The sequence below is a fragment of the Priestia sp. FW507-14D1A genome (genome assembly GCF_058781295.1).
This window is the reverse complement of the sequence record NZ_JBYSWQ010000002.1, coordinates 811,838-833,149: the sequence shown is the minus strand read 5'-3', so window position 1 is coordinate 833,149 and position 21,312 is coordinate 811,838. Positions and strand designations below refer to the sequence as shown.

Annotated in this window: 18 protein-coding genes and 1 riboswitch; of the genes, 11 read left to right on the top strand and 7 right to left on the bottom strand. The window is 38.3% G+C overall.

The genetic code is table 11. The features are described from left to right. Positions 1-29: 29 nt before the first annotated feature. The 3 genes from AC3WJG_RS12565 to AC3WJG_RS12555 all read right to left on the bottom strand — a co-directional run bounded on the left by AC3WJG_RS12565 (position 30) and on the right by AC3WJG_RS12555 (position 2,709). Positions 30-1,529 carry a sodium:solute symporter family protein gene (locus AC3WJG_RS12565; RefSeq protein ID WP_028407545.1) on the bottom strand — a complete coding sequence of 500 codons (1,500 nt, stop codon included), beginning with the start codon at positions 1,527-1,529 and terminating at the stop codon, positions 30-32. After that, positions 1,529-1,732: a DUF3311 domain-containing protein gene (locus tag AC3WJG_RS12560; RefSeq protein WP_028407546.1), complete on the bottom strand. Its 204-nt coding sequence runs from the start codon at positions 1,730-1,732 to the stop codon at positions 1,529-1,531. The genes AC3WJG_RS12565 and AC3WJG_RS12560 overlap by 1 nt, the downstream gene beginning before the upstream one ends. A 377-nt stretch (positions 1,733-2,109) precedes the next feature. Further along, positions 2,110-2,709: a cupin domain-containing protein gene (locus AC3WJG_RS12555; protein WP_081085187.1), complete on the bottom strand. Its 600-nt coding sequence runs from the start codon at positions 2,707-2,709 to the stop codon at positions 2,110-2,112. Positions 2,710-3,094: 385 nt separating this feature from the next. Then, positions 3,095-3,173: riboswitch (ZMP/ZTP riboswitch) on the top strand. A 56-nt stretch (positions 3,174-3,229) separates the two neighbouring features. Here AC3WJG_RS12555 and aimA point away from each other — a divergent pair. The 6 genes from aimA to AC3WJG_RS12525 all read left to right on the top strand — a co-directional run bounded on the left by aimA (position 3,230) and on the right by AC3WJG_RS12525 (position 12,005). Then, complete coding sequence (gene aimA, locus AC3WJG_RS12550; RefSeq protein ID WP_028407547.1) at positions 3,230-4,825, top strand: glutamate/serine transporter AimA; 1,596 nt, start codon at positions 3,230-3,232, stop codon at positions 4,823-4,825. A 182-nt stretch (positions 4,826-5,007) separates the two neighbouring features. Then, positions 5,008-6,054 (top strand): DUF5105 domain-containing protein, encoded by a 1,047-nt coding sequence (locus tag AC3WJG_RS12545; protein WP_337133891.1) that lies wholly within the window; start codon positions 5,008-5,010, stop codon positions 6,052-6,054. Between the two features lie 151 nt (positions 6,055-6,205). Beyond that, positions 6,206-6,715: an acyl-CoA thioesterase gene (locus AC3WJG_RS12540; RefSeq protein ID WP_013055518.1), complete on the top strand. Its 510-nt coding sequence runs from the start codon at positions 6,206-6,208 to the stop codon at positions 6,713-6,715. 460 nt (positions 6,716-7,175) lie between these two features. Beyond that, positions 7,176-9,944 (top strand): phosphoenolpyruvate carboxylase, encoded by a 2,769-nt coding sequence (ppc, locus tag AC3WJG_RS12535; RefSeq protein WP_337050993.1) that lies wholly within the window; start codon positions 7,176-7,178, stop codon positions 9,942-9,944. Between the two features lie 217 nt (positions 9,945-10,161). Then, on the top strand, positions 10,162-10,605 hold the full coding sequence (locus AC3WJG_RS12530; RefSeq protein ID WP_050689301.1) for a hypothetical protein: 444 nt from the start codon (positions 10,162-10,164) through the stop codon (positions 10,603-10,605). Between the two features lie 392 nt (positions 10,606-10,997). Beyond that, positions 10,998-12,005: an aromatic ring-hydroxylating dioxygenase subunit alpha gene (locus AC3WJG_RS12525; protein WP_102813469.1), complete on the top strand. Its 1,008-nt coding sequence runs from the start codon at positions 10,998-11,000 to the stop codon at positions 12,003-12,005. A 31-nt stretch (positions 12,006-12,036) separates the two neighbouring features. Here the strand turns inward: AC3WJG_RS12525 and AC3WJG_RS12520 are convergent, their stop codons facing one another. The 3 genes from AC3WJG_RS12520 to AC3WJG_RS12510 form a co-directional block, all read right to left on the bottom strand. Further along, the gene (locus AC3WJG_RS12520; RefSeq protein WP_028407552.1) at positions 12,037-12,792 is read right to left on the bottom strand and encodes an ABC transporter permease; all 756 of its coding nucleotides are present in this window, start codon (positions 12,790-12,792) and stop codon (positions 12,037-12,039) included. Further along, positions 12,789-13,526: an ABC transporter ATP-binding protein gene (locus AC3WJG_RS12515; protein ID WP_337133818.1), complete on the bottom strand. Its 738-nt coding sequence runs from the start codon at positions 13,524-13,526 to the stop codon at positions 12,789-12,791. The genes AC3WJG_RS12520 and AC3WJG_RS12515 overlap by 4 nt, the downstream gene beginning before the upstream one ends. Before the next feature lie 97 nt (positions 13,527-13,623). After that, positions 13,624-14,931, bottom strand: coding sequence for a homocysteine synthase (locus tag AC3WJG_RS12510; protein WP_492588279.1), 1,308 nt, complete (start codon positions 14,929-14,931; stop codon positions 13,624-13,626). Positions 14,932-15,268: 337 nt separating this feature from the next. On the opposite strand from AC3WJG_RS12510, the gene yknW reads away from it, so the two are divergent. Genes yknW through AC3WJG_RS12490 form a run of 4 tightly spaced genes read left to right on the top strand, consistent with a single transcriptional unit; the run spans position 15,269 to position 18,965 of the window. Beyond that, positions 15,269-15,955 (top strand): YknW family membrane protein, encoded by a 687-nt coding sequence (yknW, locus tag AC3WJG_RS12505; protein ID WP_098248652.1) that lies wholly within the window; start codon positions 15,269-15,271, stop codon positions 15,953-15,955. Beyond that, positions 15,956-17,086 (top strand): efflux RND transporter periplasmic adaptor subunit, encoded by a 1,131-nt coding sequence (locus tag AC3WJG_RS12500; RefSeq protein WP_098433431.1) that lies wholly within the window; start codon positions 15,956-15,958, stop codon positions 17,084-17,086. Beyond that, positions 17,083-17,772: an ABC transporter ATP-binding protein gene (locus AC3WJG_RS12495; protein ID WP_028407557.1), complete on the top strand. Its 690-nt coding sequence runs from the start codon at positions 17,083-17,085 to the stop codon at positions 17,770-17,772. The genes AC3WJG_RS12500 and AC3WJG_RS12495 overlap by 4 nt, the downstream gene beginning before the upstream one ends. Then, complete coding sequence (locus AC3WJG_RS12490) at positions 17,769-18,965, top strand: ABC transporter permease (RefSeq protein WP_016763129.1); 1,197 nt, start codon at positions 17,769-17,771, stop codon at positions 18,963-18,965. The genes AC3WJG_RS12495 and AC3WJG_RS12490 overlap by 4 nt, the downstream gene beginning before the upstream one ends. A 69-nt stretch (positions 18,966-19,034) precedes the next feature. On the opposite strand, the gene AC3WJG_RS12485 is transcribed toward AC3WJG_RS12490, so the two are convergent. Beyond that, on the bottom strand, positions 19,035-20,021 hold the full coding sequence (locus AC3WJG_RS12485; protein ID WP_080754379.1) for a S8 family peptidase: 987 nt from the start codon (positions 20,019-20,021) through the stop codon (positions 19,035-19,037). A 353-nt stretch (positions 20,022-20,374) separates the two neighbouring features. Here AC3WJG_RS12485 and folP point away from each other — a divergent pair, with 353 nt between their 5' ends. Next, positions 20,375-21,223, top strand: a complete 849-nt coding sequence (folP, locus tag AC3WJG_RS12480; protein WP_081085188.1) for a dihydropteroate synthase — start codon at positions 20,375-20,377, stop codon at positions 21,221-21,223. Positions 21,224-21,312: the final 89 nt, after the last annotated feature.

Below are 21,312 nucleotides of genomic sequence, written 5' to 3'. Positions count from 1 at the left end.
AAAAAGTTCAGCCAATTGGCTGAACTTTTTTATGCGTTTTTCTTTAATTCAGTTTGCGGAGTGCCTTTAGAAAACAATGTTTCTTTCACACCGTTAGTTGCTGCTTTTGTTTTGGCCGAAAAGATTGGATTTAAAATAACAACTACGAGTAAGTTAGATAATAATCCCCAGAACCCTTCATAAAGACCAAATGAATTTCCTGTGGCATGGACGGTAAACGTTACAACCAGCCCTACTACTAATCCAGCAATCGTACTTTCTTTCGATTGATTTCTCCAGAACAGGCTGATAACGATAGCCGGGAAGATTTGTACCATACCAGATACCCCTAGTAACTGTAGGGAAACAAGTGCTTGAGGGAATAATAAACCGAATAAAAGTGCCAGTCCAATAACAACGAAAACCATAGAACGAGTAACCATTGTTAATGTTTTACCCTGTACATTTGGATTAATTAAATCTCTGAATATATTATTTGCAAATAAGTTAGACGCTCCGATAGCCATGATAGAACATGGAATTAATGAAGCAAGAGCAATCGTTGCATAAGCTAACCCTTGGCCAATGCCGCCATATGAATACTGAATTAAGGTTAATAATGCTAATCTAGGATCCGTTGTATCTTGAGGTAATACTTGATAAGCAATAAATCCTAAGAAGATGACTAGAATTAAAACAATATTGTAAAGCGGTAAGAAAATAGCATTTTTACGAAGCGAATCTGCACTTTTAGCAGTGAAAACACCTGTAGCAGCGTGGGCCCACATGAATAAAGCTAAAGCAGATACGAGTGATGCTGTAATAAACCATGGAATGCCTTTAGGTCCTTGTGTTGGGATCGTTAATAGCTGAGGTGCATCCTTTGCAACATTGTCGATCATGTTGCCCCAGCTTCCAAAATGCATAATTGGCAGAGAAACAACCATAAATAACATAATGGCCCATACTAAAATATCTTTAATAATTGCCGTATATGTGGGACCTTTAATTCCGCTGAAAAAGGTATAAAGAGCCACAAGAAAGAATGAAAGAATAACGACTGCTTTTACGTTAATGTAGCCAGTTCCTGCAACGCGAAGAGTATCTTGAATACCGCTAAGCTGAAGATCAATATATGGAATGAGCATCAATACACCTACTATAGCAATTAAAGAGGAGAGAAATTTACTGCTAAAACGTTCTCTGGCATAATCAGCAAGCGTAGTAAGTTTGTGCTTTTTAGCAACAGTCCAAAGCTTTGGAAGAAAAAAGTATGAAATTAAAAAGGCTAAAACAGAGTAAGGGATGGCAAAAAATGCGATGCTTCCTCCCTGATAAGCTGTACTTGTAAGTCCTAGGAATGTATAAGCAGTATATAAATCTGCTCCTACTAAAAGCCAGACGAGCAGGCTTCCAAAACGTCTTCCACCTACAGCCCACTCTTCAACTGAGCTTCTAGATGATTTGTCACGTCCCGCTATAAAGCCAATTGCGATAACAACAAGAACAATTGCTGATGTGATTAAAAGTGCTGTTAAATTTCCTTGCATTATTCAATGTCCCCCCAAGATTTTTGTAAACGATAAATAATAAATGTACATACAGGCGTTAAGAAGACCCATAAAAATAACCATAAATGCAAAAGAGGTAATCCAAAAATAATTGGATGAATGTTATTTACAAAAGGTAAAACAGCGAATTGAGCAATAAATGGAATGATAAATAAAATAAAAATTATGAATTTTCTATTCAATTTTACTCCTCCTACTAAAAATTTATCTAACAATGTTCACTATGATAGCAAGTCTGACATGGTAAAGCAATAAGTTTTTTGAAAATTTCGTTATAATCTATGAAAATTTTTTTAGAAAAACAAAAAAGAGCTTGTGATGAGAGTATATTTGAAATGATTATGAAAGAAAAAAAGGGGAATAATCTAAGCGAAGTTGCTCTTGAAGCAAAAAGAGAACGGAAAAGAAGAAATTTAGTTTTGACCGGGAAGTTTTTGTTATTTCGCTGAGATAAAGTATATTGCTATTGCATCATAAGAAAAGAATTTGTATGTTCAAATAGAGATTCATGGAAAGAATAAAACAGAGCAAATAAAAAAACTAGACAATAAGTGCTTGTCTAGTTCCACCACTCTGTCAATGGTCCTTTGTCGCCATAAACAGGATCTGTTGTAGGAATAGGTACTTGTGCAATTTCATCAAATACGTGAGGGCGGTCAGTTTGTTTTCCTGTTCGTAAATTGTAATCCATGCCCTCTGGATAAGCTCCAACCACTTTAAAATCAGCAGTTGACTGCAGACGCATATGCCCTGTTCCTGCAGGAAGTACGAGAACATCGCCAGCATGCACCACGATATTTTCCCCCATATGTCCACCTAGTTTTAAACGTGCAGATCCGCTAATTACACCTAGTGCTTCATGGGAATTGCTGTGGTAATGGTGAAAATCATGTATGCCACCTACCCAGCTGTTTTTCCAGTTGTGAGAATTAAAAATGCTCTCCACTTTCTCTTTCTTACTGATAAATACGTGTTCATACAATAAAACTGGAAGACGAGGGTGATTTGGAATGGTTCCGTCGTCATCAAAATAAAGAACTTTTACATTTGCATAATTCATAAGCATCCCTCTAACAATCTTTTTTCGTAATTTTCCCTGTTTTTTGCTTGCGTAAACAGAGAAGTTTGCTCGAAGTACTTCATTTGTTGCGAAGTGCATGATATGTAGGTTTTAACGTTTTCCTAAAAGAAGTCTCCCACTTCAAGCGTAGCTAAGTGGTGGACAGTTCACTTTAGTATCTTTTCTTCATATTGTATATAAGTAAAGGGTCTAGTGCAAGAATTCTATGGATATATAGCTGTTAATTCTTATTATGTAAATGAATACTATATATTAGTATAATCTTTAGAAGGTAATCTACTCGTGGAGTAAAAGAATCAAACAACAAGAAAAGTTAGGGTTTTAGTTATTTTTGTAATTAAAAAGAGGTTTCTAGAAGTTTTATTCGGAATTTTACGAATAATTTATTATTTTTATAAAAGTAATGTAAACATTTTTGTGTATTGAGTAATAGAAATGAATGTTATATACTGATAAAAAATATATTCCTATATGTGACTGGCGCAACATGGATGACCATGGGGGAGCATATAGCGTATAAGCCGCGCGCCTGGGCAAACACTTGAGAAATTTTCGCAAGTGTTTTTTTTATTTTCCTAGGGAAGAGGAGTAGATTTGGATGAGCAATATGCAAAGGAAGATGGGAACATTTGCTTTAACCATGACAGGCATAGGTTCGATTATCGGTTCAGGGTGGCTGTTTGGAGCATGGAAAGCAGCTCAAATTGCGGGACCCGCGGCTATTTTTTCATGGGTTATTGGAATGGTGGTTATTTTGACCATTGCTCTATCATATGCTGAACTGGGCGCGATGTTTCCACAAGCAGGGGGGATGGTTAAATATCCTCAGTATTCACACGGATCATTTATTGGTTTTTTGGCTGCTTGGGCTAACTGGATTTCAATCGCTTCAACGATAACAGTGGAGGCTATTGCATCTGTGCAATATATGAGTACTTGGCCGTGGAAATGGGCTCGCTGGACTCATGAATTAGTAGATAATGGAATTTTAACGTCCAAGGGGTTGGCAGTTGCGTCTTTGTTATTATTCGTTTACTTTTTTGTGAACTATTGGACGGTAAATCTCTTTGCTAAAGCAAACTCATTTATTACGATTGTTAAATTAATTATTCCTGGTTTAACGGCAGGGGCTTTATTTTTTGCTGGTTTTCATAGCGGAAACTTTTCAAGTGAGCATGGGGTTGCCCCTTATGGATGGGCCAGTGTTTTAACGGCAGTGGCAACATCAGGTATTGTGTTTGCATTTAATGGGTTTCAAAGTCCTGTAAATATGGCAGGAGAAGCAAAATCACCTAATAAATCGATTCCGGTAGCTGTAATTGGTTCAATTTTTATTGCAGGAATTGTATACATTATATTGCAAATTGTTTTTATCGGAGCAGTAAGTCCGTCATCAATTGCTGATGGATGGAATCATTTGAATTTTAATTCTCCTTTTGCTGATTTAGCGATTGCGCTTGGAATTAATTGGCTAACAATTGTGTTATACGCAGACGCATTTGTTTCTCCTTCCGGCACAGGTGCTACATATACGGCAACTACTTCTAGAATGTTATACGGGATGCAGCAAAATGGATATTTGCCAAAGATCTTTGGTACGCTTCATCCACTTTACAATGTCCCGCGCCCAGCTATGTGGCTAAATTTAGCAGCTTGCTTTTTGTTTCTCTTTTTATTTAGAGGATGGGGTGTCTTAGCAGAAGTGATCTCAGTAGCGACGCTTATCTCTTATATTATGGGTCCTGTAGCGCTTATAACATTAAGAAAAACGGCTTCACACTTTTACCGTCCATTTTATTTAAAAGGGGCATCAGTTATTGCGCCATGCGGCTTCGTTTTTGCTTCCTTGACGCTTTACTGGGCAAGGTGGCCACTTACAGGTGAAGTGATCTTTATTATGGCAATTGGCCTGCCTGTTTATTTTTATTACCAAGCGAAAAATAAATGGGTGGGCTTTAAAAAAGAATTTTTAACCGGGGCTTGGATGCTTATCTATTTAGCGTGCATGATTTTTATTTCCTACATAGGAAGCGAAAAATTCGGAGGCAAAAATATTTTGCCTTTCGGATGGGATATGCTAGTGATTGCTTGCGTATCATTAGCTTTTTATTACTGGGGAATTAAGAGTGGCAAATCTAACCGATATATGAAAGAAGCTGAACAAATCAATCAAGAAAATTTTAAATCTAAATAAAAAAACACGAGCCAGTGCTCGTGTTTTTTTATTTAGATGAGTGGAGAGTTTAGACTTAGTTTTTATCAAAATATTGTAAAAAATATAGATTTTAAGGTTTAAGTATTTATACAGAGGGAACCTTTATTTGGGATAAAGTTCTAAAAAAACAAAATAAAGGGGATTAGGCAGCTGTGAAAAAAATGAATGTTTTGGCTTTAGCTTTTGTACTTATGCTAGTATTAGCGGCTTGCAACAGTTCTAAGGAAACGGGAGGGTCTACTTCGGCTAAAAATAAGGCGATTGAAGCATCTATTGACAGCGCTTCTTACATTTTAGTAGATAGTGATGAAGGAGCTACAAGTGAAGAAAAAGGGCTGTTGAAAGTTGATTTAAAAGTGAAAAATGTCTCCAAAAACAGTATATCTTTATCGGATTATGACGGTGTTTATTTATACGAAGGAGATGAACAGCTGTCTCCAAAAACGGGAGTGAACAGTCGTGAGCTCGGACTAGAAAGCAGTGCATCTGACAAAATTGGTGCTGGAAAGCAAAAAAATTTAACGTTTGTCTTTGAAGTCAAAAAAGATAAAAAGTATAAAATTGGGCTTCAGCCAAAATCATCTGATTATGATAAAGAAATTGACGAAGTGACATTAACACTGGATACAAAGAAATACGCGAAAAGCTATAATAAGCTGCAAGACCCAGAAAAAGCTCTGCAAGCTTATACAGAAGTCCTTTACTTAAATAAAGAAAACGTAGACTATGATAAATATGTAACAGCAGATAAAACAGCTGTTATAGAAGAACAGAAAAAAGCGTTTAACGAAGAATTAAAAGGTGCGTTTTCTAATAGTTTAACCGACAAAGCAAAAAAAGACTTTTTTAACATGTATAAAGATGTTTTAAAAGAAAAAGCAAGCGTGAAAACAAATGTGATTGCGAATGCAAATAATAAAGCAGTAGTAGAGGTGGAGTACACGACTCTTAATTTATCAGACTTGTATTCATACGTATCGCAGCTTAAACGAGCCTACACAGAGGAAACGAAAGATTACGATACAGAACACTCTGAAGAGTTTGCCGCTTCTCACTTCAAAGATATTGTAAATGAATTGGAAACAAAAGAAGGAAGTCGCCCCCTACGAATTTTTATGGTGAAAGAAGATGGGAAATGGACTGTGAAACCAAGTGACCTATACAGTGATTCTTTAGGTAAAACGTTTGGATCAAGCTATATTCGATAGACAAAAAAGAGAAGAATTTTTCTTCTCTTTTTTGTTTTCTGTAAATAAATCAACGAGTTTTTTGTAAAGCTAAATTTATCAAAATATGCTAGTATAGGTTCATTCATTCTTTTATTCTTATTATGATAGGCATCAATGGAGGTTCTTACTAATGAAAGCAAATTATTGTAAAGATACAAAGGCTGTTCGAACGAGCCGCATTTTTCCTAATGATATTAATAATCACAATACGTTATTTGGCGGAAAGTTAATGAGTGATATTGATATGATTGCGTCCATTTCAGCTTATCGTCACAGTCGTACAGAGTGTGTAACAGCTTCAGCAGACTCTATTCATTTTCTGCACCCTATTACGCCTCAGGATTCTGTATGTTTGGAGTCATACGTATCATGGACAGGTCGTTCATCCATGGAAGTGTTTGTGAAAGTGATTAAAGAAAATTTAAAAACCGGGGAGCGTCAAATTGCAGCCACATCATTTTTAACTTTTGTGGCAATGGATGATGATGGAAAGCCCCGTGCAGTACCGGAGCTTATTCCAGAAACAGAAGAAGAAAAATACCTGTTTCAAACGGGGGCAGATCGCGCTGCCACGCGTAAGCAAGTGCGTAAAAAAAGCAATGAATTAGCATCGGTATTGGATTTAGGACAACCTTGGTAGCATAAAAGAGAGGCCGAGACAAAAGTGTTTTAGCTTAAATGAAAAACGAACCAGTGATCAACGTGTTTGATTAGTGGTTCGTTTTTTTTGTTATGGTGAACGTAGGTTTCATCTGTTTCGTTCCTTCTAGCAGTTGATTGGAGAGCAAGACGAAGACTACGGGGGAAAAGCGAAAGAGACGAGGAGGCTCATCGACCGCCCGCAGAAAGCAAAGTCTTGCACAGTAATCAACTGCGGTGTCACAAGCGGTTCAGCTTATGTATCCCATTTGTTCGTCTTTAGATTGGATTCATTTAGTTATGTCTTAACCTCTTTCTATATTTGATGAATCTCCTCTCCTGAACGAGAGGAGGAAATAAAATTATATGAAATTTATTTTCGTTCATGGTAATATGGATTTAATATAATTTTCTAAAAAGTTTAAAAAGTACAACATTTATAAAGAAAGGTGTCGTGTCTAATGGTAACAGTAGAAGCAGCAGAAAGACAAAACAGCAGCACTGCCCTGCGCCGTGATGTAAAGTTTCTCGGTCAATTGTTAGGGAAAGTTCTGGTTCACCAAGGTGGAGAAGAACTGCTCAACAAAGTAGAAAAAATACGCGAAGTAGCAAAATCACTTAGAGAAAACAAAGATGAAGTTATCTATAAAGAAATAAAAAATGAAATCGTTACTCTTGAACAGCCGATGCGCGAGCAGGTTATTCGGGCGTTTGCAGTTTATTTTCATTTAGTTAATATTGCAGAGCAAAATCATCGAATTCGTCGCAGACGGGAATATCAGCAGCAAGAAGATTCTATTATGCAGCCGGGCTCATTGGAAAGTGCCGTTGTTTCGCTTAAAAATAATGGCGTGGCGCCAGACGTAATTGCTAACTTGCTTCAAACTTTATCTCTAGAGCTCATCATTACTGCTCATCCAACAGAAGCCACTAGACGAAGTGTTCTTGATATTCATAAACGAATGGCTGAGCTTCTCAAAAACTTGGATAATCCAACGTTAACAAAACGCGAACGTACGGAAATTGAAGAAAGACTGTTTAGCGAAGTGTTGATTTTATGGCAAACAAATGAACTGCGAGATCGCAAGCCAACCGTAATGGATGAAGTATCGAATGGATTATATTATTTTGATGAAACGTTATTTGAAGTGCTTCCTCAACTTCATCAGGAGTTGGAAAATTCATTGCAGGAGAATTACCCCCAAGAAAATTGGAAGGTGCCTAATATTCTTCGATTTGGTTCATGGATTGGCGGAGACCGGGATGGAAATCCAAACGTAACTCCCAAAGTAACGTGGCAAACGCTTGTCAAACAAAGAAAGTTAGCTATTCGTAAATATAAAGAGTCGCTTACTCAATTGAGACAAAGGTTAAGTCAGTCTACAAAAAGAGTCGCAGTTTCAGATAATCTGCTTGATTCTATTAATCAAGAAATATCGCTGCTGCCTGAGAAAAAGCGATGGAGAATCAAACACGAAGTGTATCGCTGCAAGCTTACGATTATGCTTCATAAATTAAATTTAGTTGGAGAGTCGGAAGCGGGTTATCAAAGGTCGGAAGAACTTCTACATGATTTATTTCTAATCAAAGACAGTTTGCAAAAGCACCAGCCTCAGGATTATCAGTTAAAAAGCTTATGTAAATTAATTCGCCAAGTTGAGCTGTTTGGTTTTCATTTAGCAACGCTTGATATCCGTAATCACAGCGGGGAACATGAAGCGGCAATCAAAGAAATTTTCCATGCGGTTTCTTTAGCTGAAGATTATTCAGCGTTAACAGAAGAGAAAAAAGTTGAGCTGTTAGGGAAAGTTCTTCAAGACCCAAGACCTGTGCTATCGTTTGTAGAGAATTACTCTAAAGAAACGCAGCAAGTAATTGAAGTATTTAATATGATACATCGAGCACATAAAGAATTTGGAGAAAGATCTATTGAAGTCTACTTAATCAGCATGACGCAGTCTGCAAGTGATTTGTTAGAAGTCATGGTACTTGCCAAAGAAGCGGGTATTTATCGCCTTCATGCAGATGGCCGCATTGAAAGTAAGTTAAATATAGCTCCGCTGCTTGAAACGATTGATGATCTCACAGCGGGTCCTAAAATTATGGAACAGCTATTTCAATTAGATTTTTATCGTGAGCACTTAAGGAAACAGCAGGATTTGCAAGAAATTATGCTTGGCTACTCAGATGGAAGTAAAGACGGAGGAACGCTTACTGCTAATTGGAAGCTCTATAAAGCGCAGCAGGAAATTCACGATATGGCGAGGAAGTATCAAGTTCGTCTGAAGTTTTTCCATGGCCGAGGCGGCTCACTAGGCCGAGGAGGTGGACCATTAAACCGAAGCATTTTATCTCAGCCTGTTGAGACGCTAGGAGACGGTGTGAAAATTACAGAGCAAGGAGAAGTTCTTTCTTCTAGATACGCTTTATATGACATTGCCTACCGAAGCCTTGAACAAGCGGTCTCAGCTCTTCTTACAGCGGCAGCAAATGTTTCTCAAGAAGCTGAACAATGTGATATTCGTACACATGAATGGGAAGAAACAATGGACGAGATTTCAACTGCTTCTTTACGTAAGTATCAAGAGCTTGTTTTCAAAGATTCAGACTTTTTAACGTATTTTAAACAAGCTACACCTCTTCCTGAGCTGGGAGCTTTAAATATTGGGTCACGTCCAATGAGTCGAAAAGGAAGTGATCGCTTTGAAGACTTGCGAGCAATTCCGTGGGTATTTGCATGGACGCAAAGCAGACAGCTGCTTCCAGCCTGGTACGCTGCAGGTACGGGCTTACAGCATTTAGTAGAGAAGTCGGGAGATATACAGCTTCTTCAGCAAATGTATAAAGAATGGCCATTTTTCCGCTCGACCGTCGATAATCTGCAAATGGCCTTAACAAAAGCAGATTTAATGGCAGCAAAAGAATACACGGAAATGGTACAAGACCCGGCTATTTCAGAGCGGATTTTTACCGCCATTAAAAAAGAGTATAATCTCACAAAAGAAATGATTCTTCAAATCACAGGTCAAAAAGAACTAATGGATCATCTTCCTACGATTAAAGAATCTATTAAATTACGAAATCCGTATGTGGACCCTCTAACATTCTTACAAGTTAAAGTCATTTCCAAGCTGCGTGAAGATGAGGCTGGAACGTTAAATGAAGCACTTTTAAAAGAAGCGTTATTAACGATTAACGGCATTGCAGCAGGGTTGCGTAATACAGGCTGATGCTACCAAAAGACACCTCAAGAAAATAAAAGAGGTGTCTTTTGCCTATTCTTCTCACATAAAGAACTGCCTGTCAGTTCCCTCTCTTTTAAAGAGAACTTCCTTCTATTAAATAGGCACTGAGAAAAATCAATGATAGAATAGAAAAAAGATGGAAATATTCTACAACTGAATGCGAGTGATGGGGGAACTAGATTGAATATGGAGGACGAGGACAATGGTAAAAAATTCGCAAATCTTCATTGAAGCTGACTCCGAGAATTCTGTATTTATTGGACTGGAATTTTGTGAGTATACACAAAAAATGAATCCTACTTGTTTGTCCAAACAGCATATAAATGTGTTTATTCATCCGGAAGAACTCACCGTGGAATTTAAGAAAACAAAAAGTGATAGAACTATCGATGATTTTCATCTCATGCATATCGTTCCGGTTCATTGCTTTAATTATTTATTATGTTCGATTTCGCAAGGTATTGTTACAGATGTTCAGCTGAAAGCGGTTGGTCATCAAGGAGAAACGTTGTTTGAAGAAAGTCTTACATTGAAGTTTCATGAAAAAGCGACGGATTATGAAGAAACCCTCTCATTTTTCAAACATTTAAATCAAGAAATACAAAAGCAGACGAAAAAATATACAGCCAGTTATATGAGCTCATAATAAAGCAAGCTGCGGTTTTAAAAACCGCAGCTTTTATTCGTTTAACCGAAAAAATCATGTTAGAGGTGCTTACAAATCAAGAGATTTTTCAGTGGGAAATTGATAAAGTAAAACTAAGAGAAATCAGTGGACAGAAAAGCTTTTAGCGGCTGGCCGCTCTTTATTCAATATATAAGGGTTTAAGTATTAAGTTTAAAAAATAGCGATGAACACGTATTGTCATTGTAGATGAAGTGCTAAGGTCGCTCTATCTGCAATCATGTAGAATCTTCGCGCGCTTATAGTCTGTTTTACGGAACGAAAAAGCTGCGGAAGTAGAAGCACTCCTTCTATTTCTGCGGTTTTTTTTATAAACAAGAAATAAATTTACTTATTGTACGGAGGCGATGTAGATGATTAAAGATTTAGTATTGGCTAAGGAATGGCTGCCTGCAGCTTATTCACATGATTTAACAGATCAGCCTTTGCAAGTAACGATTTTAGAAGAGCGAGTTGTGCTTTTTCGCACAACTAATGCCATTAAAGCATTTAAAGATTTGTGCATCCATCGCGGTGCAGCGTTATCTCTTGGAAAGGTGGTAGATGATTGCATTGTATGCCCTTACCACGGATGGAAATACGATGATGCCGGGGCTTGTGTAAAAATTCCTCAACAGCCGCCGGGAAGAGCTATTCCTTCAAAAGCAAAAGCACAGGTGTATGACTGCGTTGAAAAGTACGGAATTATATGGGTGAAGATGAATAGAGAGGCGGGCGATACTCCTCTTCCCCAGTATGACGAACATCTTAACTCCGGATTCAAAACGGTTTGCGCCAACTCTCATACTCTGCAGGCAGCAGCTCCTCGTGTCGTAGAAAACTTTCTAGATGTAAGCCATTTGGCTTTTGTTCACGAAGGAAGCCTTGGACACTCTGACTACGCCGAAATTCCTGATTATAAGGTGCATTGGAAAGATAACCGATACGTTTCTGATGAAATCGCTGTGTACGCAGATGCAGATGGTACGGGTAACTTTGCTACTATTTATTATACCTTTGAAATTCTTCGTCCTACTGTTGCAAGATTGAAAAAAGTGAACTATGAAACGGGTGAAATCTTTTCAATGCTGTTTGCGGTTTTACCTGAAGAGGAAAGAAAGTCCACGGTGTTTGCGCTGGTTTCTAGAAACTATTCGTTTGATGCACCTGATCAATATTTCCGCGATTTTCAGCAGCTTATTATTGAACAAGATACCAGTATTGTGGAAAGTCAAAAACCAGAAGAGCTGCCGCTTGACTTACAAGCAGAGCTTCATTTGAATCCGGACCGATTGAGTATTGCCTATAGAAGATGGCTCGGTGATTTAGGAGTGACCTTTGGAAGTGACGTAGGATCAAGATTAAAAAAAGCTGCTCAGTAAAAAAAGAAGAAAGGAGTCTCCTTTCTTCTTTTTATGTATGCTCACGGATAAGCTGCTGATAGCTATTAAAGAGGGTAGGGTATGTTAATCGGCTTAAGATGACGCAGGAAAGCGTAGCAGACGCTAGAATAGTAAAAACGATAAGCAGCTGGAATTTGACAGCTTGTATCGGATCTGCCCCTCCAATAATCTGGCCTGTCATCATACCCGGAAGCTGAACAAGTCCAATTGTTTTTTGGCTTTCTACCGTAGGAATCATGCTAGCTTTGATTGCGGCGTTTAAAATACTATGAATAGCTTGTTTAGGAGTACCCCCAAGCGCCAGAATTAATTGAATCTCCTCTCTTCTTCGACTTACTTCAGCATCTAACCGATTTAAAAATAAATTAGCCAAAATCATCGAATTTCCAATAATCATACCGCTGACAGGAATGACGTAGCGCGGAGTAGCAGGGATAATATGTAGACCGAGCATAACGCTTTGGGTCAGGATTTCTACAATAAAAAGAGTGACAAATACACGAAAAAAAGCTTTAAATTCCTGCTTTTTTTTCTTTACAACGTTTTGAGAAGCGACTGTGAGCATAACGAATAAAATGAGAATCATAAAAACAGGATGATTCGCGTCAAAAATAAACGATAAAACATATCCGATCACTAACAGCTGAACGGCTGCTCGAATACTGGCAATGATAATATCTTTTTCGAGTCCTATACGAAAAGATTTTGATAAAAAAAGAGCAATAAAAACAAAAACAATTGTAAAAATCAGTGAAAGTGAACTCATAGAAAGGCTCCTTCAATAAATTGTTTTGTTTCAGCTTTTACAGGAGCATGAAAAAAGGTCTCCGTCTTCGCTTTTTCTACAATCACTCCGTTCATTAAAAGCCAGACTTCCTCTCCTAAACGTTTCGCTTGATCTAAATTATGGGTAACCCAAATAATCGTTTTATTCTGCTCTTTATGTAAATGAGAAATAAGCTGCTCAATTTCATGAGCAGAAGTGGCATCCAAAGCAGAAGTGATTTCGTCTAAAAGTAAAAGGTCAGATCCGTTGGACAGCGTGCGGGCTAATGATAACCTTTGTCTTTGACCACCGGATAAATCTCTGGCATCCTGGTCTAACAAGTCAGGGGAAAGACCGATCAAGGCACAGAGTTCTTTAGGCATAATATCCTGTTTGCCGTGCAGTTTTTGAACAAGCATCATATTATCTCGCACTGTTCCATCAATAACAGGAGCAGATTGAAAAGCAATGCCCACTTTTTTTCGTAAATCAGAAATAGTCCATTTGCTAATGTCTTTTCCATATACTTCAATACTTCCTTCATCAGGTGCAGAGAGTAAATTGCACATGGAAAGAAGGGTGCTTTTTCCGGATCCTGATGGTCCTACCATCATGACGAGCGAGCCTTGCATCACTGTACCCGATATGCCTTTTAAAACACTATGTTCTTTATCCTTAAATGTTTTATGAACGTCTGTAAATGTGATAGCAGGTATTGAATTGAACGTGTTCATAGTAACTCCTTTTTCATTCGTTTTGTTTATTGTAGCATAAGCGAAAGTATAAAAAGTTATTGGATGATATAAAAAAAGCTGTGAAAAATCACAGCTTTTAAACAGTTGTATTCACTTTTTGGCTGGCTTTTAAGGCATAATCCAAATCTTCAAGAAGGTCGTCGATTGCTTCTGTTCCAACCGATAAACGAATGAGTTCTGGCGTCACACCCGAAGCTTTTTGTTCGTCTTTAGATAGCTGTTGATGAGTGGTACTTGCCGGGTGAATAATGAGTGATTTAGAGTCGCCGATATTGGCTAAATGAGAAAATAACTGAACCGAATCAATTAACTTAGCCGCAGCGTTTTTTCCTCCCCTTACACCAAAGGTTAAAATTGCTCCTTGCCCTTTAGGCAAGTATTTTTGTGCCAAAGAATAGGAAGGGTGGGAAGGAAGCCCCGCATAATTTACCCATTCTACTAATTCATGCTGCTCTAAAAATTTCGCTACCTTTAATGCGTTTTCGCTGTGACGCTCTAATCGCAGATGGAGTGTTTCTACCCCTTGAAGGAGTAAAAAGGAATTAAAAGGTGATAAAGCAGCTCCAATATCTCGTAAAAGCTGAACGCGCGCTTTTGTAATATAAGCAGCTTCACCGGCAGCTTCCGTGTATACGAGGCCATGGTAACTTGGATCTGGAGTTGTTAAGTCTGGAAATTTCCCGCTCGCTTCCCAATCAAATTTTCCACTGTCTACGATAACACCCCCAATTGCTGTTCCATGCCCTCCAAGAAACTTAGTAGCAGAATGAACGACAATATCTGCTCCGAAATCGATTGGACGAAGAAGGTAAGGGCTTGGAACCGTATTATCAATAATAAGAGGAATTCCATGTTCATGGGCAATGTCTGCAACTGCCTCGATGTCTAGCACATTTCCCTGCGGGTTTCCAACGGATTCAGCATAAATTGCCTTTGTTTTGGAAGTGATTGCACTTCTAAAATTTTCTGGATTATCAGCGTTTACAAATTTGACGGTAATGCCCAGTTTAGGAAGCGTAGACGAAAAGAGGTTATATGTTCCCCCATATAAACTGCTTGCTGATACAATTTCATCTCCTGCCGAAGCGATATTCAAAATGGAAAAGGTAGTAGCTGACTGACCCGAAGCTACTCCTAGAGCACCTACTCCGACTTCTAACTCAGCAATTCGCTGTTCAAAAACGTCCGTAGTAGGGTTTACAATTCGAGTGTAGATGTAGCCTTGTTCACTTAAATTAAATAAAGATGCAGCATGCTCCGTATCTTTAAATCCAAATGAGCTTGTTTGATAAATAGGTACCGCACGCGAAAAAGTAGCCGGGTCAAGCTGTTGGCCAGAATGGATGGCTTGTGTTTCAGGACGAAATGGTTTCTTAGCAGACATTGAAACTCCTCCTTAGATATAAAACTTATAAAAAGCATAGGAATAATAAACTTTAATCATAATATACGGATTCTATTGAATGATGTCAAATAATAATTAGAATATTTAGAAATTATAAGTAAGATTAATACTTTCATTCAGACATCTCTTTAATTTCTAAAAATACCATAAAAAATATAAAATGTAAGAAAAATGTCAATTAATTTGTATAATTATGTTAGAATATTAGGTGTTTGAGAGTTTCTTAGAAAGAGTCGATTTTGCTAGAAAACTTTAAAAAACAGCAAAAGACGGGTCTTAAGAGCTAATAACGAAACAAAATAAAAGGAGTTTGATTATGAGCACAGAAGTTAACGTATCTTCGGAAGTCCAAGAGAAAGGAAAGCCTTCTATTTTTGGTTTTATTACGAGTCCAGTTGTACAGTTTGAGAAAATGAAAAGCAACCCGGTCATTTGGGGACCTCTTTTACTTATCCTCATCTTAACAGCTGCAACAACGATTCTAGCCGTCTATACCCCTCAGGCAAAAGAAGCATTACAGCAGCAAAAAGAAGCTGGCATTGAAGTGAATTCAACATTTAGTATGATCGGCGGAACGGTTGGAGGAGTGATTGCAATAGTTGCTACACTGGCATTCACGAGTTTAATTTTGTTTTTAATTGCAAAGTTAGGGACTGGAAAAACAACTTACCGCCAAATGTTTAGCTTAAATTTGTTTGTTACGTTCATCACAGCAATCGGTCAGCTAATTAATACGGGAGTAGCTGCACTAGCACATACTTCAGCTAATGTGACTTCGTTAAATGGAATGGTTGGTGCGAAAGGTGCTATGGGAGGAGTATTTACTTCCATTGAAATCTTTTCTATCTGGGGACTTATTCTGACAGCAGTAGGACTACAAAAAGTGGCAAATGTATCAAAAGCTGCTTCTATTATTACAGTGATTATTTTATTCATCTTAGGAGCCGCTATTTCAGGAGTTGGAGGAGCTGCTTCAGAAGCGCTTAAAGGAGCAGGATTGTAAATGAAAAAAGGAATAATTATTACAGCTGTAGCAGTTGTTATTGTTGCGGTTATTGGAATTAACGTATATCGTGCACAAAGTGTAAGTGGGAAAGCAATCAATGTTCACGTAGCAAATATAAAGGAAAAAAAGTTAAGAAATACAGTTATGGTTCCCGGTACGTTAAAGCTTGCTGATGAGCAATATGTCTATTTTGATGCTGAAAAAGGCGAGGTTGAACGATTTCACGTAACAGAAGGATCTCGTGTACAGCAGGGAACCTCTCTTGTAACATACGAAAGCGATACGCTTGATTTAGAGCAAGAACAAAATAAGCTAGAAAAAAAATCCAGTCAGCTGCAAATTGACTCAGTAAGCAAACAGCTTTCTAATTTAAATAAAAAACAAAAAGAATTGGAAAAAGAAATGAGTAAGCAAGAAGCGAGAGATCAAATCGATACAGAACGTATGCAGCTCAATCTCGATTTAGAAACGGCTAAAATTGATTTAGAACGAAACAAACTAGAAGCCAAATCAATTGCTAAAAAAGAACGTAATTTAGACGTAGCGAGTGATATTAATGGGACGGTGCTAGAAGTAGATAAAGAAGCGGTTAATAACACAAGTGACGTTCAAAAACCGCTTATACATATTGGTAATACCGATGAATACTTAGCTACTGGTGTGCTGTCTGAGTACGATGCATTAAAAATTAAAACCGGTCAAGCTGTCAAAATTACATCAGATGTGCTGCCTGATAAAGAATGGGCAGGGAGCGTTAAACAAATTGACTATCTACCTCAGCAGCAGGCATCAGCAGAAGCGGGCAATGATGGGGCTAATCAATATCCAGTTGAAGTAAAAGTAGATGACCAAGATATCACGATGATTAAGCCGGGATTTAAGCTGCTACTTGAAATTGAAACAAGCAGTAAAAAAGCTTCATCTTTGCCGATAAAAGCAGTTGTAAATGAAGATGGGGAAAAATATGTATATGTGGTGAAAGATAAAAAGGCGGTTCGTAAGGAAGTAAAGATTGGAGAAACAACAAATAAATTTATTGAAATCAAAAGCGGCGTATCTTCTAAAGACAAAGTCATTACAAATCCTACAAAGAACTTAACTGATGGTGCGGAAGTGACTGTTCAATGATTGAGCTTGTGAATATTCATAAAAGTTATCATCTTGGCAAAGAGGAAGTGCCAATTTTAAAAGATATTAATTTGAAGATTTATGACGGTGAATTTGTTGCGATTATGGGACCTTCTGGCTCAGGTAAATCAACGCTAATGAACATTATCGGATGTTTAGACCGTTCGTCGTCAGGGTCCTATTTATTAAATGAACAAGAAATCTCCACTTATAGTGATGAGCAGCTTGCAAAAGTAAGAAATATTCATATCGGTTTTGTTTTTCAGCAATTTCAGCTGTTGCCGCGTTTAACAGCGGTAGAAAACGTAGAGCTTCCAATGGTATATGCAGGTGTAACGCGTAAGGAAAGACGAGCCAGAGCAGAAGCTGCGCTTGAAAAAGTAGGGCTGAGTGAGCGGATGAAACATTTACCGAGCGAGCTATCAGGAGGGCAAAAGCAGCGCGTTGCTATTGCTCGTTCTATTGTTAACAATCCGACGCTTATTTTAGCAGATGAACCAACAGGAGCTCTAGATACAAACACAAGTGCTGACATTATGGAGCAATTTTCTCAGCTTAATGCAGATGGCACAACGGTTGTAGTCATTACCCATGAACCTGAAGTGGCAGAATACACATCGCGTACAGTTATCGTTCGTGACGGTAAAGTGCTAAGTCATAGCGATAAGGAGAACGATAGCCTATGAGTTTGATAGAAAATATTCGCATGGCGCTCTCTTCGGTTCTTGCTCATAAAATGCGCTCTATTTTGACGATGCTTGGTATTATCATTGGCGTAGCGGCTGTTATTATCGTTGTAGCCATTGGTCAGGGCGGAGAACAGATGATTAAGTCGGAAATAACAGGAGCAAGCAATACAGTTGATGTATACTATCAGCCTCCTGAAGACGAGATGCAAGCTGATGACCTTTCAATGACGGGTGAGCCTATCTTTACAGAGGATGATATCAAAGCTCTTTCGACTATTCCCGGAGTGAAGAATGTGGTGGCCTCTAGTTCAATGGGAATGGGGATAAGATATAGAGACAAGGAATCTGATACGACTGTTAATGCTATTAACGAAGGCTATATTGAAGTTAATCAGCTGGAAGTTTCAAAAGGAAGAATGTTAGACAGCTCTGACTTTTTATCAGGTAATCGAGTAGGTGTTATCACAAGCGATATGAAAAAAGAGCTATTTGATAAAAAAGAAGCCCTTGGACAAGTAGTATGGGTGCAAGGTCAGCCTATCAAAATTATTGGTGTCACAAAAAAGGCAACGGGCTTTTTAGCATTTGAAATACCAACCATTTATATTCCGAATAATACGTATAAATCAAGCTTCGGTAAGCTCGATTACACAAACCTTAGTGTTCAAGCAAAAAGCTCTGATCAACTAAAAAAAGTAGGCAATGACGCAACGGATTTGTTAAATAATTTGCATGATGCGGAAGATGCTTACCAAGTGCAGAACTTAGAAGAAATAGCAGATAGCATTGGAAATGTAACGCGGATTATGACAACGATTATTGGATCGATTGCAGGCATTTCCCTGCTTGTTGGCGGGATTGGCGTTATGAACATTATGCTGGTTTCTGTAACGGAACGTACAAGAGAAATTGGTATTCGTAAAGCGTTGGGAGCATCTAAAAGACAAATTCTAACTCAGTTTTTGATTGAATCCATTACCCTCACGTTAATTGGTGGTTTGCTTGGAATTGGTCTCGGCGCGGGCGGTGCAGCTCTTGTTTCATTATTTGCTGGCTGGCCGTCGTTAATTTCGTGGCAAGTGGTACTTGGAGGAGTGTTGTTTTCCATGACGATTGGCATTGTATTCGGCATGCTTCCTGCAAACAAAGCGGCGAAGCTAGATCCAATTGAGGCATTAAGATATGAATAAAGACATGCGTTCGCATGTCTTTATTTCAATTTAACGAGAACCAAGAAGATTTCTCGTTTTTCTTATTTATTACTTACTAGGGTTGATACGGGCTACGTTAATAATATCATGTATTTTCTCTACCAAATCGAGCATGAGAAACCCGTTTCCTTCAGAGCTTTTTCGATATCCAAGAGGAAGCGTCCTTCTTACAAGTTGAGCATAGATTTCGGCTTCGATTAAAGAGCGGCCAAATTCCTTCTCACATAAGTTAATTAATAGAGCTAAAGCTCCTGCTACGTGGGGAGTTGCCATTGAAGTTCCTGAAAGAGTCGCATATTTACCTTCTAAAAAAGTAGAGATGATGTTAACTCCCGGTGCCACTAAATCCACTTCTTCGTTGACGTTGGTAAAAGGAGCCAAGCTTAAGCTGTTGTCCACTGCTCCTACTTGAATGACTTCGTTGTAACTTCCTGGATATGAATATTCAAAGGTTTCTTCGCGGTCGTCACCTTCGTTTCCAGCTGCAACAACGACAGAAACATCTTTATTCACAGCATTCTGAACAGCTTCGTGCAGTTCTGGAACGTCTTGTGGTCCCCCCAGTGACATGGAAATAACTCGTGCTCGCTCATTGTTAGGACCGCGCCATTCGACGGCGTAGTTAATAGCGTCAATAATCCATTCGTAATTTCCCGATCCTTCACCGGTAAGTACTTTTAAGCTTAGAATTTTTGCTTTTGGTGCCACTCCTACTACCCCTTCATTATTAAGCGCAGCAGCAATGGTACCAGACACGTGAGTGCCGTGCCCATTATTATCTTCAAATACAGAAGAATCTCCGTCATAATCCGAAGTGAAGTTTCTTCCTCCGATAATACAATCTTTTAAGTCAGGATGATTTGTGTCAACACCAGTGTCGATAACTGCAATTACAATGCCTTCTCCTTGATTGCTTTGTTCCCAAATAGCAGGCGCTTGAATTAAGCTTACTCCTTTAGGCGTTTCGTTTGTTGAGTCGATAATCGACTCAATTGTATAAGGAATTAATTTGACTTGTAACGGTTGTTGAGTCATAGTCATCCTCCTTAAAATGAATTCCATAAAAATGGAAGTTACTTAATTATAAATTCCCAACTATTGCTATAAATTAAACACTTTTCATGCGAATCCTTTCTTTTTGAATAAAAAGACTCACAAAAGATGTGAGAAAAGGAAAAAAGACCCTGAAGACAAGCCCGATAGAGATTTTTAATGTTATCTATGTATTCACTTTTAATGTTTATCTCACACTATAGAAGAAAGAAACTCTAAGAAAAATCACATAGGACCGGCGACTTTTGATATAATTACGAACGGTATGACATTCTCAAAATACATGATATTTATAAATATACATCAATTTGCAAATTACGAAGGGACTGAGGATAGTGTCAACTTTAACGTCTCAATCCGTCATCAAATGCGGAAAATATGAACTGAATTATGCGGACCGTACGCTTATTATGGGGATTTTAAACGTAAACCCGGATTCATTTTCAGATGGCGGAAAATACTACGATGTAGATAAAGCGGTGGCTCATGCTGAGGAAATGGTGAAGCAAGGAGCAGACATCATTGATATCGGAGGAGAATCAACTCGTCCTGGGTATACAAGAATTAGTGATGAAGAAGAGATTAAACGGATTGTGCCCGTTATTTCTGAAGTGGCTAAGCGCGTAGAGGTGCCGATTTCTGTAGATACATACAAGTCGGAAGTGGCCAAACATGCGCTAGAAGCAGGAGCACATATTATTAACGATATATGGGGCGCAAAGGCTGATCCCAAAATGGCTCAAGTTGCAGCTGACTATAATGTTCCTATTATTTTAATGCATAATCGCCATGAGCCCAATTATACAAATCTGATTACAGATATGATAAGTGATTTGGAAGAAAGCATATCAATTGCAAAAGCTGCAGGAGTTCGAGATGATCAGATTATTTTAGATCCAGGCGTTGGCTTTGGAAAAACGGCTGCACATAATGTAGAAGCGATTCAGCATCTAGATCAGCTGACAAAGATGGGCTACCCTGTGCTGCTTGCTACTTCTCGTAAAGGATTTATTGGACAAATAGTCGATGCTCCTCCAACGGAAAGAATGGAAGGAACTGCAGCTACTGTATATGCAGGGATTGCACAAGGCGTTCAAATGGTTCGAGTTCATGACGTATTAGAAATCAAGCGCTTTGTAAAGATGGCAGATGTACTGGTAGGAAAACATATATTTCAGTTTTAATAATCATTTAAGCAGACGCGTAAGCGCTGCTTTTTTATTTTCCTTGATTTCTCCGGATAGAATACATGCCTTTAGATAAATTTAAGTAA

Excerpts from the sequence above, each read along its gene's own strand:
- AC3WJG_RS12565 (WP_028407545.1), bottom strand. The coding sequence starts at position 1,529 with ATGCAAGGAAATTTAACAGCACTTTTAATCACATCAGCAATTGTTCTT.
- AC3WJG_RS12555 (WP_081085187.1), bottom strand. The coding sequence starts at position 2,709 with ATGCACTTCGCAACAAATGAAGTACTTCGAGCAAACTTCTCTGTTTAC.
- aimA (WP_028407547.1), top strand. The coding sequence starts at position 3,230 with ATGAGCAATATGCAAAGGAAGATGGGAACATTTGCTTTAACCATGACA.
- AC3WJG_RS12545 (WP_337133891.1), top strand. The coding sequence starts at position 5,008 with ATGAATGTTTTGGCTTTAGCTTTTGTACTTATGCTAGTATTAGCGGCT.
- AC3WJG_RS12540 (WP_013055518.1), top strand. The coding sequence starts at position 6,206 with ATGAAAGCAAATTATTGTAAAGATACAAAGGCTGTTCGAACGAGCCGC.
- ppc (WP_337050993.1), top strand. The coding sequence starts at position 7,176 with ATGGTAACAGTAGAAGCAGCAGAAAGACAAAACAGCAGCACTGCCCTG.
- AC3WJG_RS12530 (WP_050689301.1), top strand. The coding sequence starts at position 10,162 with ATGGTAAAAAATTCGCAAATCTTCATTGAAGCTGACTCCGAGAATTCT.
- AC3WJG_RS12525 (WP_102813469.1), top strand. The coding sequence starts at position 10,998 with ATGATTAAAGATTTAGTATTGGCTAAGGAATGGCTGCCTGCAGCTTAT.
- AC3WJG_RS12520 (WP_028407552.1), bottom strand. The coding sequence starts at position 12,792 with ATGAGTTCACTTTCACTGATTTTTACAATTGTTTTTGTTTTTATTGCT.
- AC3WJG_RS12515 (WP_337133818.1), bottom strand. The coding sequence starts at position 13,526 with ATGAACACGTTCAATTCAATACCTGCTATCACATTTACAGACGTTCAT.
- AC3WJG_RS12510 (WP_492588279.1), bottom strand. The coding sequence starts at position 14,931 with ATGTCTGCTAAGAAACCATTTCGTCCTGAAACACAAGCCATCCATTCT.
- yknW (WP_098248652.1), top strand. The coding sequence starts at position 15,269 with ATGAGCACAGAAGTTAACGTATCTTCGGAAGTCCAAGAGAAAGGAAAG.
- AC3WJG_RS12500 (WP_098433431.1), top strand. The coding sequence starts at position 15,956 with ATGAAAAAAGGAATAATTATTACAGCTGTAGCAGTTGTTATTGTTGCG.
- AC3WJG_RS12495 (WP_028407557.1), top strand. The coding sequence starts at position 17,083 with ATGATTGAGCTTGTGAATATTCATAAAAGTTATCATCTTGGCAAAGAG.
- AC3WJG_RS12490 (WP_016763129.1), top strand. The coding sequence starts at position 17,769 with ATGAGTTTGATAGAAAATATTCGCATGGCGCTCTCTTCGGTTCTTGCT.
- AC3WJG_RS12485 (WP_080754379.1), bottom strand. The coding sequence starts at position 20,021 with ATGACTCAACAACCGTTACAAGTCAAATTAATTCCTTATACAATTGAG.